The sequence below is a fragment of the Metabacillus mesotrionivorans genome (genome assembly GCF_052171315.1).
In the GTDB taxonomy this organism is placed as follows: Bacteria; Bacillota; Bacilli; order Bacillales; family Bacillaceae; genus Bacillus_P.
This window is the reverse complement of sequence record NZ_JBQMFF010000002.1, coordinates 796,374-810,815: the sequence shown is the minus strand read 5'-3', so window position 1 is coordinate 810,815 and position 14,442 is coordinate 796,374. Positions and strand designations below refer to the sequence as shown.

Sequence of the window (14,442 nt, the reverse complement as noted above, 5' to 3'; positions counted from 1 at the left end):
TGGAGAGAAAGATGAAGGACCGCTTAACAACTCTTAAAAACATCGCATTAAACAAAACATGGGTTTCGTTTTTGAACAGCAACCATCCTTATACCCTGCTGCACTGGTCAATTGGTGGAGTCTTTGAGGACAAAAAAGATGTCTGGCTGCTTCAGGATGAAATGACATTTGAAGCACAGGAATTTGCCACAATTGATGAAGCAATTGCCTGGCTTGATGAACATATGCATGACATTACGGACGTGCTTGGATAAACGTGAAAAAAACGGTGACATTTTACAACGAGTAAAGTGTCACCGTTTTTCATTTAATAAGAAGCAGATTTAGTTTCAAAAGCTATAATGTCTGATACAGCAGTGTAAATATTAGGAGGATACTCTGCAATGCGATGAGCCAAGTATAGATACCATTCTGTGCCGTAAGTAACATAAACCCTCGCTTTATATCCTTCATCTTTTACATTTTTGATTAAATCAGGCCTTACCCCATCTAACATTTCAAGCTCAACGTTTGAATGCTTTAGATAGCCTTGCTCGAATATTTTCTCAAGAAGTTTTTCATCGTGTGTTGCAATTGAAACCGGATGTTTAGCTTCAACGCTCATCCTGATAAATTCCAGGTATCGGTTATTCAACTCTTCAGAACGGCTGATCATAATATCTTCAGGTTCCTGATAAGCACCTTTTACAATTCTGATTTTTCCAGGATACTTAAATAAGTCTTTTAAATCGTCTGATGAACGTTTCAGCTGAACCTGCAATGTAATTCCTACGTTTTTATATGTTGAAGCAACTTCTTTATAGATATCTAAAATACGATCTGTCTTTTCAGATTCTTCCATGCTGATCATGAGATTTAAGTGATACAGTTCAGCAGCTTGTGCCATTTCTTTTAAATTTTTCAAGCCCAGCTCTCTATCAACCGACATGCCAATATGGGATAAATCAAACGAGATGGTTGATTTGATTCCATTGGCGCCTAATTGATGAATTAACGAAATGAACTCTTCTTTTGCAGCATGGCACTCGTCAACATTTGTTGTATTTTCACCTATGTATTCTAAAGAAACAAGATAGCCTTTCGCAATAAGCTCTTTCGCTTTATTAATTGCATCCAGCCTTGTTTCCCCTGATACAAAGCGCTTTGCGGCCCGCATAAATAAAGGGTAGAGCTCTTGTGATTTCTGAATGTAGTTTTTTATCTCTCCATTTCTGGCAACCGATTTTAATGCGTTGGAAAACCTGATTTCCTCATGTTTTAACATATTAGTAACTCCTCTCGTTAACGATATAAAAATGAGAATTATATCATGAATAAAAGAAGATGTCATATTTTGAACTATCACCATTTTCTTTTAAATACTGATGTTGTTTTCATTTACACAAAAGCAAAATTACTTTTTCTATTTAAAATCTGCCTCTTTTCTTACGTTCTATAGGGTTGTTTCGTATTCTTTCATTTCTTCATAAAATTCATCAATGATCCGCTCATATTCCTCGCGGTTCTCGGTGTAGGACATGGCGTGGGCACCTTTTTCGGCAAAATACAGCTTTTTCATGCCGGACTTTTTGTCAAACAGCTGCTGGGTCATCGCTGACGGTATGTAATCGTCGTCCTTGCTGTGGATAAACAGAACAGGGTGCTGAATTCTGTCCATCACCGCAATCGGGGAAACGTCCTGGATGGTGTACCCGTCGCGCAGTTTCAGAAAACGCCTTGCAATCGGCATCACAAGATAGCCGGGGAGTTTAAAGTCAGATTTCAGACGGTAAAGCAGCTGCTCCTGAAGATCTGAAAACGGACAGTCGGCAATATAGTAGTCGGCACCGTCTTCTACGAGGCCTGCATAAAGCAGCGTCGTGACGGCACCCATGGACTCCCCGTGAATGCCGAGATGCAGGTCATCACCGACACGGTCCTTCAGCCAATGCACGACCGACTGAAGGTCGTATTTTTCGTAGTGCCCGAAGCTTGTTGTTTTACCGCCAGTTTCCCCGTGCCTTCTGTGATCATAAATCAGCACGTTGATGCCCCGTTTTAAAAACAGCTTCATGTACTTGACCGAGTTAATCCGGTTCATGGTGACCCCGTGGCAGATAATGACATAGGAGGAGGTGCTGTGGGGGGCAATCAGGTGGCCCCTGATGTCATATCCGAACTGGGACGGGATGGATACTTCCATTTTGTTGTAGGCTTCATATTCTCTTTCGTCGTAATGGCCGTCTTTTGTTTCGCGGTCGATAATTTCTTTGTCTGATTTCTTTCGCATGTACATCATCTGGTTGGTGAAAAAAAATCCTACTACAAAGATGTAGGAGAGGATGATTCCTGCTCCGATCAGCCACTTTTTCATCTGCATTCTTCCTTCCGCTGTATAATACATCCATTTTATCACGAAGAAGGAAAAGGAGAAAAACAAAAGCAGCAAGCACATGGGGCTTGCTGCCGCGTTATTGTTCCGAGTTTTGGCGTTTTGTCGGATGTACAGCCTTTTCCATTTCTTCAAAAGCCATCGTTTGCTTTGGCGTATCTGCATTCGGCTTGCCTTTTTGGCTCTTTGCTGCCTTTTCGTTTGTCATGATATCCGCTCCTTTCTGTCATCTAAGATGTGAAGTAAGAGGGAGAAATATACATGGAAATGAAACAACTTGTCCGTTCGCTCCGTATAGATAAAAAGGAGAGTGACTGTAATGAAATTACCAGGAATCGGTATAGCTGTTTCAAGCGCTGCAGGCTTCATCAGCTATACAGCTGGAGATCTGCAGCTGCTGTTTATCGTGATGTGCGGGATCTCGCTTATCTGTTTTGGCATCTCGGGTTTTATGACCTATGCTTTTCTTGGAGGAGAGGCTATGCGCGCAAATTTCCAATCAGATATGGCCGTACATAGAAAGACAAGGACAGATTGGGCAAAGGACTTATTTCTAGCAGGTCTGCCAAGCTTCGGGGCGGCAGTTATATCCACAGCTGTTTTATTCAGTTAAGAAGTGTTTTTGACCGTTTGCTGAGCTGATATTGTTTGCTTTGAACGGCGCCGGAAAGATGCGGCTCAATGATCTCCACTGCTTTCAGAAGCTGGTTCATGTTAATGCCTGTTTCAATGTTAAGAGCCTGCAGCATATGCAGCACATCCTCTGTTGCGGCATTTCCTGTAGCCCCGGGTGCGAAAGGACATCCGCCGAGTCCGCCTGCAGACGTGTCAAACCTGTCGACACCAGCCTGCAACGCTGCGTAAATGTTGGCAAGCGCCATGCCTCTCGTATCATGGAAATGGGCTGTAATCAGCACGTCCGGCAGGGCCTTTTTCAGGCGTGAAAAAAGTTCATACACTTCAAGTGGATTTGCCATGCCAATGGTGTCGGCCACACTTAAGTCATCAACACCCGCATCAGCAAACTGTCTGCAAAGATCAACAACGGCATCCGCTTCTATTTTTCCTTCATACGGGCAATAAAATGAAGTCGAAATACACGCCCTCACAAAAAAGTCTTCTTCTTTGAGCGAGCGGATCAGCGGCAGAAGCTTCTGCATGCTTTCTTCTGTTGTTGCGTTAATATTTTTTTGATTGAAGGTGCTGCTGACTCCCACAAAAAAAGCTACGTCTTTGCAATTTGCCTCTTTTGCACGCGCAATTCCTTTTTCGTTCGGAGTCAGAACAAGGTTTCTGTTCTCATCGGAACAGTAGGTGATGATGTCTCCAGCATCTTTCAGCTGGGGAACCCACTTTGGCGAGACAAAAGAGGTCAGTTCCATTTCTTTGAATCCTGCCTTTTTAAGTTCTTTAATAAACTGAATTTTAACGTCTGTCGGAATTTCATTTTTTTCATTTTGCAGCCCGTCGCGGGGACCGACCTCAATTAATGTCGCCTGTTTTGGCAGATTCATAGGAAGCACCAGCCTTTCGGATTTTTGAGTACCTTCAATTTCTGGTTTTCAGGTTTTGAGGGTACGCATTGGGATTTTACCTACCAGCAATTTAGGTTTTGAGGGTACGATTCAGCGATTTGCGTACCCTCAAATTTTGATTTTCGGGTTTTGAGGGTACGATTCAGCAATTTGCGTACCCTCAAATTTAGATTTTTAGGTTTTGAGGGTACGATTCAGCGATTTGCGTACCCTCAAATTTAGATTTTCGGGTTTTGAGGGTACGATTCAGCATTTTGCGTACCCTCAATTTCGGATTTTGAGGTTTTGGTGGTACGAATCGGCATTTTGCATACCCTCAAATTTTGATTTTTAGGTTTTGAGGGTACGATTCAGCATTTTGCGTACCCTCAATTTCGGATTTTAAAGTTTTAGTGGTGCTATTCCGCTTTTCGTATTGTCCAGCTCCATCGCCTAACTCCTTGGCCAGAACGGCTCCGCCGCAAAAAGCAAGCCCGGCTTTTTCCGTCGGATCCTTTTCTGTCCTTCGGAGCTAAACGGCCGATTCCGCTTTTCGTTTTGTAAGGGTTTACATATCCCCATATTAATAGTTTACTAAGAGTGTATGCAACTGAAAGCTGAATTTTGAAAAGATTGCAGGAATTTATCAGGATTTAGCGAAACCAATGGATAAAGCCATGACAAAGGGGATGAGTGTAGTATGAGCAGCAATGAAGTAGTCATCGTGAGTGCTGTCCGCACGGCAATCGGGAGTTTCGGAGGAGCGCTTAAGGGTATGTCTGCACCGGAGCTTGGAGCGATTGTGATTAAGGATGCTCTAGAGAAAGCGGGTTTAAAGGGAGAGCAGGTTGATGAAGTTATTATGGGGAATGTGCTGCAGGCGGGACTTGGGCAAAATCCGGCGCGCCAGGCGGCTATGAAAGCGGGTCTTCCTGAAAATGTACCTTCTATGACCATTAACAAAGTGTGCGGATCCGGTTTGAAAACGGTCCATCTTGCTGCACAGGCGATTTTATCGGGTGATGCAGAGATTGTGGTTGCAGGCGGTATGGAAAATATGAGCCAGGCGCCTTACATATTGAAAAATGCGCGGGACGGATTTAAGATGGGCGATCAGAAGCTGATTGATACAATGGTTTCTGACGGTCTGACGTGTGCGTTCAATAATTATCATATGGGTATGACAGCAGAGAATTTATGCGATAAATACGAGATTACGAGAGAAGAGCAGGATGAGTTTGCAGCATGGAGCCAGCAAAAAGCAGTGAAGGCGATCGAGTCCGGTACGTTCAAATCGGAGATTACTCCTGTAGTGATTCCTCAGCGAAAAGGGGATGCTGTTACGTTTGACACAGATGAGTTCCCGCGTGCCGGCACAACGGCAGAGAAGCTCGGCGGACTTCGTGCTGCGTTTAAAAAAGAAGGATCCGTAACGGCAGGAAATGCGTCCGGCATTAATGACGGTGCGGCAGCTGTCGTTGTCATGAGCAGAAAAAAAGCAGAAGAGCTTGGCATTCAGCCGCTTGTTAAAATTACAGCCAATGGAAATGCAGGCGTAGACCCAAGCATTATGGGGATTGGACCTGTCGCAGCTGTTCAAAAAGCGTTCCAAAAAAGCGGACTGACGATGAACGACATGGACCTTGTGGAAGCGAACGAAGCGTTTGCGGCCCAATCGATTGCCGTTGACCGCGAACTTCATTTTAATAAAGAAAAACTGAACGTAAACGGCGGCGCCATTGCTCTCGGACATCCAATCGGTGCAAGCGGCACGCGCATTCTTGTCACGCTGATTCACGAAATGAAGCGCAGAAACGCTAAGCGCGGCCTTGCTACCCTCTGCATCGGCGGAGGCCAGGGTGTTGCGACAATCGTTGAAAATCTTTCAATGGAGGGATAAAAGATGAAGAAGATCTATACATCCTTTACAGAAGCAGTAAGTGAGATCAAAGATGGTTCCACACTGATGGTCGGCGGTTTCGGGCTGTGCGGAATCCCGGAAAACCTCATCCTTGCCCTTGTTGAAACAGGAGTAAAGGATCTGACGATTATTTCAAACAACTGCGGTGTAGACGACTGGGGCCTTGGGCTTCTTTTGAAAAATAAGCAAATCAAAAAGATGATCAGCTCTTATGTCGGCGAGAACAAGGAATTTGAACGTCAGGTGCTCTCAGGCGAGATTGAAGTCGAACTTGTTCCTCAAGGGACGCTTGCTGAAAAAATCCGTGCCGGCGGAGCAGGCATTCCTGCGTTCTATACGCCTGCAGGAGTTGGAACGCCAATTGCAGAGGGAAAAGAAACGCGGAACTTCAACGGGAAAGAATACTTGCTTGAAGAAGCGCTGACGGCAGATTTCAGCCTTGTACGCGCGAGCAAAGCGGATAAAATGGGCAACCTTCTCTACAACAAGACGGCTCAAAACTTTAATCCGATGATTGCAGCGGCGGGAAAAGTCACGATTGCTGAAGTGGAAGAGATGGTGGAAACGGGGAGCATTCAACCGGACGGAATTCATACTCCGGGCATTTACGTTCAGGCACTCATTCTCGGAGAGCAGCAGAAGCGCATAGAGCGTCTGACTGTACAAAAAACAGGATGACAGGAGGCAGAGCCATGATACAAAACAAAGCAGAAGTCCGCGAGAAAATCGCCAAACGGGCTGAACAGGAAATTGAAAACGGTTTCTATGTGAATCTCGGAATTGGTATGCCGACACTGGTCGCCAATTATATCGGTGAAAACAAAGAAGTTGTTCTGCAGTCAGAAAACGGCCTTCTAGGCATTGGTCCTTATCCTAAAGAGGGGGATGTCGATCCTGATTTAATCAATGCGGGGAAGGAAACCGTCACAGCGATTCCTGGATCCGCTTATTTCGACAGTTCCGAATCATTCGCGATGATCCGCGGAGGACACGTGAATGTGGCCATTCTCGGAGGCATGGAAGTGTCAGAAAGCGGCGATCTTGCAAACTGGATGATCCCGGGCAAAATGATCAAAGGAATGGGCGGGGCGATGGATCTCGTTCATGGAGCACAGAGAATCATTGTCATTATGGAGCATGTAAATAAAAACGGCGAACCGAAAATCCTGAACACGTGCACACTGCCGCTTACAGGCAAGGGTGTTGTGAACCGGATCATAACGGATCAGGCTGTAATAGATGTCACTGAACTTGGCCTCAAACTTAAAGAAGTGGCTAAAGGCTATACAGTAGAAGATATCAAACGCTCAACTGAGCCTGAGCTGATTATCGGCGACGATGTCATCCTGGACGCCTATTAATCAGTCATATCCCTTTCTAACATCGCCTTTTCTTGTATATAATGTATGTATATAGGAGTGATCATCATGGCGAAAAAACAGAAGAAACACCAAAAAGCACAGCCGAAAAAAACTGACGATGGGTCCCTGAATCTTAAGGACCGCCTCGATTCAGGCCTGTTCGAACAGCTATCCGGAATGAAAAAAGGACTGCTTGAAGAACAGGAGCAGAAGCAGGAGCATGAACGCCTGCAGAAGCTTAAGGAAAAGAAAGAAAAAGAGAAAAACAAAAGCTTTGAAGAACTGCTCAACGATAGTCAGTTGAAGTGGTCGGATTATAAATAGAAAAATGCCTCCGCAGATGTGGAGGCATTTTTCTATTATTCAGGGAATCTCATTTTTAAGTGTGCTGCACAAAAAAAGCCTTCCTGAACGGAAGGCTAAAAGGGGGATATGTATCTTTTGAAATCCCCTTCATCCACCATCAGCATACTTAAAAGCTTAGAAAAGCACAATCTTATGGCATCAGCCGTAACAAAATGTTCAAAGATCTATGACGATTTCCTGACATGTTAGTTCATCCTTCTGAACTCACCGGGACTTTTGCCAAGCTGCTGTTTAAAGCGTTTATGAAAATGAGACAGACTCTTGTAGCCGCACGAATCAGAAATGAAGGAAACGCTGTGGTCTGAGGTCAGCAGCAGCTCTTTGGCTTTTACAAGCCGCTTCATTTCCAAAAAAGCTGGGAGTGTAAACCCGGTCGTTTTTTTAAATGTTCTGCTGAAATGGGCAGGGCTGACCAATGCCTGATCGGCAAGGACAGTGAGGGACAGATGAGAATCCGTATAGTGATTGTCAATGTAATTCAGGACATCCTTCATCCACCAGTCCCTTTTATCCGGTATGTGCCCGTTTTTCGCATGTTCAAAGTGCGCATTCATTCTGCTGATTTTGAGGAGCATCCAGTGAAGCAGAAGAATCACGGCGCTGCGGTTTCCTTTTTCAGCGCTGCCATATTCATCATCCATCATGACAAGCAGCTTTTCAAATTCCTTCATCCGCTCCGCTGAAAGACGCAGCTTAAACCGGCCGCTGCGAATAAGATCATGAAATGGCCCAAGATAGGAAAAAGAATCTCCTACTTCAGCTATCTGAATAAGCATGGGGTGAAAGAGAATGACTGAGCATGTATAAGGGGCTGTTTTTTCAGCGGATGCCTTATGAATGACATCCCCCGGAATCAAATAAAGATCATTTTTCTCCATATTAAAAAAATGTTTATCAATTAAAAAGGACCCTTTTCCCTCGTGAACAAAAACAAGTTCATACCAGTTATGAAAATGATAAAAAGGTACATTCTCACCTGGATTCCCAGTTAATTTTGGGAGGTACACAAGGGGGAAAAGCGGGTCATATTCGTGCCGTTCCTTTACTGCTTTCATCATAATCTGTCCAATCTCTTTTTCATTAGAATAGCAAAGAAAAACGGACTTTGCTCATGAATGCTTCTTTTCATCAAAAAATCGCACATTGGCAGCAAAAAATGCAAACTTTATGCGCTTTCATTCTTTTATGATCGTTGTACAGACCAAGTCTGCAGGACAATAAAATGGATGAAAAGAGGGATTTCAATGACAGAGAAAATCAAGCGGGAGCTTCCGGATTTAAAGGGAGAGTATGAGCTTTCTAGCGAGCAGATTGCTGCATATCAGGAGGATGGGCATATTTGTCTTAGAGCAGTGGCTTCAGAGGAGGAAATTGCTTCCTACAGGGATGCAATCCATCAATCTGTGCAGCGCCACGCCGAGAAGCTTGCGCCATTGGAAGAAAGGGATGCGTACGGAAAAGCGTTTATTCAGGTCATGAATGTGTGGGAGCATTCGGAGGACGTAAAAAAATTCGTCATGGCAGAAAGATTTGCAAAAATTGCTGCCGATCTATTGGGTGTCGACGGAGTAAGGATTTATCATGATCAGGCCCTTTACAAAGAGCCTGGCGGCGGACATACGCCATGGCATCAGGATCAGACATACTGGCCTATCGATACAGAGAAGACGATCACGATGTGGATGCCGCTTGTGGATGTGACAGATCAAATGGGCTCCATGAGTTTTGCTTCAGGCTCCCACAAACGAGGGTACATCAGCAAGCTCGGCATTTCCGATGAATCTCACCGGACACTAGGAGAGTATATCGATCAAAATGATTATAAGAAGGTGACTTATGGCGCCATGAACGCAGGGGATGCCACATTTCATTACGGATGGACACTGCACAGCGCCCCGGGAAATCCATCGGATTCAACCCGCGAAGTGATGACAGTCATTTACATGGCAGACGGGACGAAGGTCGCTGAAATAGATAATGAAGCAAGAGCCAACGACTTAAAACAATGGATGCCCGGGCTTGTTACCGGGGATGCTGTGAACAGTCCTCTCAACCCGCTTGTTTATCATAAAACGAAAAAAGCAGATGAGAAATGACGGCAGAGTTAATCAGCATAAAGTCGCTTTGGGGAATGCCTGGGCCTTTAGAAACACAATTTCAGCGTATTTACGATGCCGGCTATAAAGGAATTGAATCCCCGCTGCCTGACAGCGGAATAAGGTCTGAATTTAAAGAGCTTCTGCATCAGTACGGGTTTGTTTATGTCGCGCAGATCTTTGCAGACGACAGCAAAAGCTTTGAGGACCAGGTTCAAAAAGCCGCTGAATTAAACCCGTTGCTGATCAATTCCCAAAGTGCCAAAGACTCCATGCCATTTGAAGAGCAGCTGGACTTTTTCATAAGGGCAGTGAATGTCGAAAGGGCAATTGGTCTTCCTGTTTCGCACGAAACACACAGGGGAAGAGCGATGTACAGCCCATGGACAACCGGCCGGCTGCTGCGCGAAATAGAGGATCTCAAGCTTACTGCCGATTTCAGCCACTGGGTATGTGTGTGCGAGTCACTGCTTGAGGATCATGCAGAATGGATCAAGCTTGCGGCAGACAGGACCATCCACGTGCATACGAGAACCGGCCATGCGCAGGGGCCGCAGGTGCCTGACCCGAGAGATCCGGTCTGGCGGAAAGAACACGATGCCCATTTGAAATGGTGGCGGTCGATCTTTACCCGTCATAAGCGAGAGGGAACCGATTTAACCTTTACGCCTGAATACGGTCCGCCGGGCTATATGCCGACAGTTCCTTTCACACAGGATCCGGTAAGCGATTTGTGGGAGATCTGCCTCTGGAAAAAACAGGTTATAGAGAGCGAATGGGCAAAAAAAGACCTGCTTGAAGAACAAGAGCAAAAACAGGGACAGTAACGTCTGCAGAAGCTGAAGGAAAAGAAAGAAGAAGAGAAAAAAACAAAAGCTTTGAAGAACTGCTTAATGACAGTATTTTAAAGTGGTCGGATTAAAATTAAGAAATGCCTCCGCTTAAGTTTAAGTTGTGGAGGGAGAACTGAAAATACGAAAAGCAGCAGGTTAATTCGCATGTGAATTTAGCCTGCTATTTTTTGGTTGCTTTTCAAAAGTAAATGGATATAATATACATTAATAGATAATAAAATCATTGATAAAGAGAGTAATTATTTGTGGAAAATAAGCGAGTCAGGGATGGTGGGAGCCTGTCATGAAGCAAGTAATGAACCGGACTTTTGAGATGCTTTCCTGAAATCAGTAGGGGGAGCCGGGGGAACACCCCGTTACTAATGGTGAGTGGTTTTTTAATTTTAAAAAACAAGTAGAGTGGTACCACGGGAACATAAAGTTTCCGTCTCTTTTTTAAGAGACGGGAGCTTTTTTATTTTGGAGGAGGAAACGTATGGGCTTTAAACTTATCTTTGCAGACATATTATTTAAAGTGTTGAATGAGCAGCTGGAAAAGAGCAAAATCATCCTGATGATTGAAAAACCGAAATTTGAGAACATGGGAGATCTGTCATTTCCTTGTTTTGAATTGGCAAAAAGCTTTCGAAAATCACCTCAAAACATCGCACTTGAGATTGCTGCAGAAATTGATGCATCAATCTTTGAAAAGGCAGAAGCAGTTAGTGGATATGTGAATGTATTTCTCGATAAGCAAAAGGTTTCATCTATTGTGCTAAAAGAAATTCTGTCTGAAAAGAATCACTATGGGGATTTAAACCTTGGAAACAACGAGGTTATTACAATTGACTTTTCATCACCTAATATCGCGAAACCTTTTTCAATGGGACATTTACGTTCAACGGTTATTGGCAATTCTCTGGCGCTTATAGCAGAAAAATGCGGTTATTCACCAGTGAGAATTAACCATTTAGGAGACTGGGGTACTCAATTTGGCAAGTTAATTGTTGCTTATAAACGATGGGGGAAAGAAGAAGAAGTAAAGATTCAGCCTATAAAAGAGCTGCTGAAATTGTATGTGAAGTTCCATGAAGAAGCAGAAAAGGATCCTAAGCTTGAGAGTGAAGCGCGAGCGTGGTTCAAAAACCTGGAAAATTCAGATCCTGAAGCCATTCAACTATGGGAATGGTTTCGGGAGGAATCATTAAAGGAGTTTTCAAAAATATATGATTTAATGGGGATAGAATTTGACTCCTATCATGGGGAAGCGTTTTATAATGACAAGATGGACAGGGTCGTTCAACTCCTTGAGGACATGAACCTGGCAGAGGAGTCTGAAGGCGCTCAAGTTGTTCCGCTCAAAGAGTTACCGCCATGCCTGATTAAAAAAAGGGATGGAACAACCCTTTATGCTACCCGCGATTTAGCGGCAGCCATTTATCGTCAGGAAACCTATCGTTTCGTAAAATCTTTATACGTAGTAGGCAACGAGCAAACCCTTCACTTTAAACAACTGTTCGCTGTGTTAGATAAAATGGGATACCAATGGCAGATGAAGCACGTGCCTTTTGGCATGATGTTAAAGGACGGAAAAAAGATGTCTACCCGTAAAGGAAAAGTTGTATTGCTTGAAGAGGTTTTAGATAACGCAATTAAATTAGCATCGGACCAAATTAACAAGAAAAATCCAAATCTTGTTTCTAAGGTGGAAGTTGCCCGTCAGGTAGGGACGGGGGCGGTTATCTTTCAAGACTTGAAAAATTACCGTCAAAACGATATCGAATTTTCCTTTAAAGACATGTTGAAATTTGAGGGCGAAACCGGGCCATACGTTCAATATACGCATGCTCGGGCTTCTTCCCTTTTAAGAAAAGGGGTCTTCTTGAAGAATCACGAAGCCGTAAGCATAAGAGATATCGAAGCTTGGCCTATTATTACTACCTTACGATCATTCAAGGACGTTATTAAAAGAGCAATGGAAGAATGCGACCCATCCCTTGTTGCAAAATATGTGATTGAACTGGCAAGGGCATTTAATAAGTATTATGCATCAATCCGAATTTTAGATGACAGCCATTTAAAACAGGAAAGGCTGGCACTTGTTTGTGCAGTTACAGTAGTCCTTAAAGAAGGGCTGCGTTTATTGGGGATGAAAGCTCCGGAGGAAATGTAATAGGAACTCAATTTATTTAAGGTCTATTCTAATTGCAGTATCTTTAGATAAAAAAGCTCGAGTATAAATTAGTTAGCTCTATGGCTATTTTTATTACCTAACTCATCAATTTCTTTAAGTGATTTATGGTAAAATCAGGATAAATAATGAGTGGACAGGGGATGCTGCTGGATTGTTTATGATTAATGGAGGTTCTATTGTCTTATTGGGATTTATAGGTTCTCTTATAACTCGGAGTATTGTAATAGCAAGGAAACACAGAAACCAGATACACGTAAGCTGGTTTAAAGAAATGATCACCTTTCTTTTTATCATGTACCTATGTATGGTTGCTGCTGTGACGTTATTTCCTCTCCCGATCGGATATGATTTTCAATACGTGAATGTTGTTCACTTTATCAACTTTGTGCCACTTGTAGGTATTTTTGACGCTATTAATCAAATAGGAACAGCTTATGATGGTGATGTCCTGTTTATGGTTTCTCGTATTCTGAGAAATGTAGGGGGGAATATTTTATTATTGATGCCTCTTGGTTTTTTTGCACCGGTTGTATGGAATAAATTTAGGGGATTTAAAGAAGTTATCTTATTAGGCCTGGCAGTATCGGTCACCATTGAGATTTTACAGCTTGTAGAAAACGTTGCTGGTGCATGGGGACGAATAACAGATATTGATGATGTGATTTGCAATGTTTTGGGTGCCGGTTTTGGATACCTTATCTACAGACTTATTTTAAAAGCCGGTGAAAAATATCAAATCAAAGGATTGAAAAATTTCAGTTCATAAACAACGGCAGAAAGAGTGATTCACTCTCTCTGCCGTTATTCGTTCCAATTGAAATCCTCACCGATGCCCCTCATACTTATCAAACTTCGTCAATGCCTGCAGCGCAACAAACTCTTCGCCTGAAAGCGGGCGAGCCTCTGCAGCGCGGCAGTTTGCCTGAACCTGTTCGATTTTGCTTGCGCCGGGAACGATGGTTCCGACTGTCTGCTGTTTCAGGCAGTACTGGATGGCTGTTTCGGTCATGGAAAGTCCGCTTTCTGCAGCGATTTGCGGAAGCAGTCTGCGCAGGTCTTCTTCGCTGTATGATAGGTAGCCTTTTTCATTCAGCTTTGTTTCCCAGTTGTCTGTAAGCAGTCCCTTGGCCATTGGACCGCGGCCGATGACGCTGACCCCATGGTCGTTCAGAAGGGAAAACCATTCTTCGGGACGGCGGTCAAGGAGGCTGTACTGCATCATAACAGAGACGATGGAGGATTTCTCCAGGTACTGTTTAATGACATTCGGACGGATGGAGGAGATGCCGTAGTAGCGGATCAATCCTTCTTTTTTCAACTCTTCGAAAGCCTCGATAGTTTCATCGATATTGTCTTCGATTGTGCCTCCGTGGAGCTGGTAAAGGTCGATGTAATCTGTTTTCAGGCGTTTCAGGCTGTGTTTGACGGCTTCTTTTATGTAGCTTTTAGAAGCGTCCCAGGTCCAGCCGTCTTTTGCTTCGTTCCAGCGGTTGCCCGCTTTTGTGGCGAGAATGATTTCTTTTCGTTTCTTTTTCAGGGCAGCTCCGACAAACTCTTCATTCAAGCCGAAATCGTATAGATCGGCCGTGTCAAAATAGTTGATGCCTTCATGAAGTGCTGCATCGATGATGGATTCTGCCTGCTCCTTGTCAGTGCCAAGGGACATGCAGCCGAGTCCGACTTCGCTTACCATTAAATCAGATGTGCCAAGCTGTCTTTTTTTCATTTGTCTCACTCCTGCCTGTTCGTCTTTCTTCTGACATTAGTACAAGCAGGAGGAAAAAGC

Annotated in this window: 16 protein-coding genes, 1 pseudogene and 1 other annotated feature; of the genes and pseudogenes, 11 read left to right on the top strand and 6 right to left on the bottom strand. The window is 43.9% G+C overall.

Translation table 11 applies throughout. From position 1 onward, the window contains the following. Nucleotides 1-11 precede the first annotated feature (11 nt). Nucleotides 12-254 carry a DUF2552 family protein gene (locus ACTSEZ_RS09190; protein WP_029280035.1) on the top strand — a complete coding sequence of 81 codons (243 nt, stop codon included), beginning with the start codon at nucleotides 12-14 and terminating at the stop codon, nucleotides 252-254. Nucleotides 255-307: 53 nt separating this feature from the next. On the opposite strand, the gene ACTSEZ_RS09185 is transcribed toward ACTSEZ_RS09190, so the two are convergent. From ACTSEZ_RS09185 to ACTSEZ_RS09175, 3 genes are all read right to left on the bottom strand, one after another. Continuing rightward, a complete protein-coding gene (locus tag ACTSEZ_RS09185; RefSeq protein ID WP_369733871.1) occupies nucleotides 308-1,264 on the bottom strand; it encodes a proline dehydrogenase family protein in 957 nt (318 codons plus the stop codon). Nucleotides 1,265-1,432: 168 nt separating this feature from the next. Further along, nucleotides 1,433-2,353 (bottom strand): alpha/beta hydrolase, encoded by a 921-nt coding sequence (locus tag ACTSEZ_RS09180; protein ID WP_369733870.1) that lies wholly within the window; start codon nucleotides 2,351-2,353, stop codon nucleotides 1,433-1,435. 97 nt (nucleotides 2,354-2,450) lie between these two features. Next, complete coding sequence (locus tag ACTSEZ_RS09175) at nucleotides 2,451-2,579, bottom strand: hypothetical protein (protein WP_369733869.1); 129 nt, start codon at nucleotides 2,577-2,579, stop codon at nucleotides 2,451-2,453. A 111-nt stretch (nucleotides 2,580-2,690) separates the two neighbouring features. Between ACTSEZ_RS09175 and ACTSEZ_RS09170 the strand changes: the two genes are divergently transcribed. Next, on the top strand, nucleotides 2,691-2,984 hold the full coding sequence (locus ACTSEZ_RS09170) for a DUF5316 family protein (RefSeq protein WP_369733868.1): 294 nt from the start codon (nucleotides 2,691-2,693) through the stop codon (nucleotides 2,982-2,984). Here the strand turns inward: ACTSEZ_RS09170 and ACTSEZ_RS09165 are convergent. Beyond that, a complete protein-coding gene (locus ACTSEZ_RS09165; protein ID WP_369733866.1) occupies nucleotides 2,977-3,885 on the bottom strand; it encodes a hydroxymethylglutaryl-CoA lyase in 909 nt (302 codons plus the stop codon). The genes ACTSEZ_RS09170 and ACTSEZ_RS09165 overlap by 8 nt on opposite strands. A 700-nt stretch (nucleotides 3,886-4,585) precedes the next feature. Here ACTSEZ_RS09165 and ACTSEZ_RS09160 point away from each other — a divergent pair. The 4 genes from ACTSEZ_RS09160 to ACTSEZ_RS09145 all read left to right on the top strand — a co-directional run bounded on the left by ACTSEZ_RS09160 (nucleotide 4,586) and on the right by ACTSEZ_RS09145 (nucleotide 7,491). Beyond that, nucleotides 4,586-5,785 (top strand): acetyl-CoA C-acetyltransferase, encoded by a 1,200-nt coding sequence (locus ACTSEZ_RS09160; protein WP_369733865.1) that lies wholly within the window; start codon nucleotides 4,586-4,588, stop codon nucleotides 5,783-5,785. Between the two features lie 3 nt (nucleotides 5,786-5,788). Beyond that, on the top strand, nucleotides 5,789-6,484 hold the full coding sequence (locus ACTSEZ_RS09155) for a CoA transferase subunit A (protein ID WP_035207274.1): 696 nt from the start codon (nucleotides 5,789-5,791) through the stop codon (nucleotides 6,482-6,484). Between the two features lie 14 nt (nucleotides 6,485-6,498). Beyond that, nucleotides 6,499-7,167, top strand: coding sequence for a CoA transferase subunit B (locus ACTSEZ_RS09150; protein WP_369733863.1), 669 nt, complete (start codon nucleotides 6,499-6,501; stop codon nucleotides 7,165-7,167). 66 nt (nucleotides 7,168-7,233) lie between these two features. Further along, entirely contained in the window at nucleotides 7,234-7,491 is a 258-nt protein-coding gene (locus tag ACTSEZ_RS09145) for a DUF3886 domain-containing protein (RefSeq protein WP_369733861.1), read from the top strand. Nucleotides 7,492-7,718: 227 nt separating this feature from the next. On the opposite strand, the gene ACTSEZ_RS09140 is transcribed toward ACTSEZ_RS09145, so the two are convergent. Next, complete coding sequence (locus tag ACTSEZ_RS09140) at nucleotides 7,719-8,591, bottom strand: helix-turn-helix transcriptional regulator (RefSeq protein WP_369733860.1); 873 nt, start codon at nucleotides 8,589-8,591, stop codon at nucleotides 7,719-7,721. Between the two features lie 186 nt (nucleotides 8,592-8,777). Here ACTSEZ_RS09140 and ACTSEZ_RS09135 point away from each other — a divergent pair, with 186 nt between their 5' ends. The 5 genes and pseudogenes from ACTSEZ_RS09135 to ACTSEZ_RS09115 all read left to right on the top strand — a co-directional run bounded on the left by ACTSEZ_RS09135 (nucleotide 8,778) and on the right by ACTSEZ_RS09115 (nucleotide 13,422). Then, entirely contained in the window at nucleotides 8,778-9,629 is an 852-nt protein-coding gene (locus ACTSEZ_RS09135; RefSeq protein ID WP_369733859.1) for a phytanoyl-CoA dioxygenase family protein, read from the top strand. After that, a complete protein-coding gene (locus ACTSEZ_RS09130) occupies nucleotides 9,626-10,456 on the top strand; it encodes a sugar phosphate isomerase/epimerase family protein (protein WP_369733857.1) in 831 nt (276 codons plus the stop codon). Before ACTSEZ_RS09135 ends, ACTSEZ_RS09130 begins: the two co-directional genes overlap by 4 nt. 17 nt (nucleotides 10,457-10,473) lie before the next feature. Further along, nucleotides 10,474-10,551 (top strand): annotated as a pseudogene (locus ACTSEZ_RS09125) (DUF3886 domain-containing protein); the annotation flags it as partial. A 146-nt stretch (nucleotides 10,552-10,697) separates the two neighbouring features. Further along, nucleotides 10,698-10,918, top strand: a binding site (T-box leader). A gap of 40 nt (nucleotides 10,919-10,958) precedes the next feature. Further along, a complete protein-coding gene (gene argS / locus ACTSEZ_RS09120; protein WP_369733855.1) occupies nucleotides 10,959-12,635 on the top strand; it encodes an arginine--tRNA ligase in 1,677 nt (558 codons plus the stop codon). A gap of 172 nt (nucleotides 12,636-12,807) precedes the next feature. Further along, nucleotides 12,808-13,422: a VanZ family protein gene (locus tag ACTSEZ_RS09115; protein WP_369733854.1), complete on the top strand. Its 615-nt coding sequence runs from the start codon at nucleotides 12,808-12,810 to the stop codon at nucleotides 13,420-13,422. A gap of 57 nt (nucleotides 13,423-13,479) precedes the next feature. On the opposite strand, the gene ACTSEZ_RS09110 is transcribed toward ACTSEZ_RS09115, so the two are convergent. Continuing rightward, nucleotides 13,480-14,382, bottom strand: a complete 903-nt coding sequence (locus tag ACTSEZ_RS09110; protein WP_369733852.1) for an aldo/keto reductase — start codon at nucleotides 14,380-14,382, stop codon at nucleotides 13,480-13,482. Nucleotides 14,383-14,442: the final 60 nt, after the last annotated feature.

Coding starts and splice junctions, on each gene's coding strand:
- ACTSEZ_RS09190 (WP_029280035.1), top strand. CDS start 12: ATGAAGGACCGCTTAACAACTCTTAAAAACATCGCATTAAACAAAACA.
- ACTSEZ_RS09185 (WP_369733871.1), bottom strand. CDS start 1,264: ATGTTAAAACATGAGGAAATCAGGTTTTCCAACGCATTAAAATCGGTT.
- ACTSEZ_RS09180 (WP_369733870.1), bottom strand. CDS start 2,353: ATGAAAAAGTGGCTGATCGGAGCAGGAATCATCCTCTCCTACATCTTT.
- ACTSEZ_RS09175 (WP_369733869.1), bottom strand. CDS start 2,579: ATGACAAACGAAAAGGCAGCAAAGAGCCAAAAAGGCAAGCCGAATGCA.
- ACTSEZ_RS09170 (WP_369733868.1), top strand. CDS start 2,691: ATGAAATTACCAGGAATCGGTATAGCTGTTTCAAGCGCTGCAGGCTTC.
- ACTSEZ_RS09165 (WP_369733866.1), bottom strand. CDS start 3,885: ATGAATCTGCCAAAACAGGCGACATTAATTGAGGTCGGTCCCCGCGAC.
- ACTSEZ_RS09160 (WP_369733865.1), top strand. CDS start 4,586: ATGAGCAGCAATGAAGTAGTCATCGTGAGTGCTGTCCGCACGGCAATC.
- ACTSEZ_RS09155 (WP_035207274.1), top strand. CDS start 5,789: ATGAAGAAGATCTATACATCCTTTACAGAAGCAGTAAGTGAGATCAAA.
- ACTSEZ_RS09150 (WP_369733863.1), top strand. CDS start 6,499: ATGATACAAAACAAAGCAGAAGTCCGCGAGAAAATCGCCAAACGGGCT.
- ACTSEZ_RS09145 (WP_369733861.1), top strand. CDS start 7,234: ATGGCGAAAAAACAGAAGAAACACCAAAAAGCACAGCCGAAAAAAACT.
- ACTSEZ_RS09140 (WP_369733860.1), bottom strand. CDS start 8,591: ATGATGAAAGCAGTAAAGGAACGGCACGAATATGACCCGCTTTTCCCC.
- ACTSEZ_RS09135 (WP_369733859.1), top strand. CDS start 8,778: ATGACAGAGAAAATCAAGCGGGAGCTTCCGGATTTAAAGGGAGAGTAT.
- ACTSEZ_RS09130 (WP_369733857.1), top strand. CDS start 9,626: ATGACGGCAGAGTTAATCAGCATAAAGTCGCTTTGGGGAATGCCTGGG.
- argS (WP_369733855.1), top strand. CDS start 10,959: ATGGGCTTTAAACTTATCTTTGCAGACATATTATTTAAAGTGTTGAAT.
- ACTSEZ_RS09110 (WP_369733852.1), bottom strand. CDS start 14,382: ATGAAAAAAAGACAGCTTGGCACATCTGATTTAATGGTAAGCGAAGTC.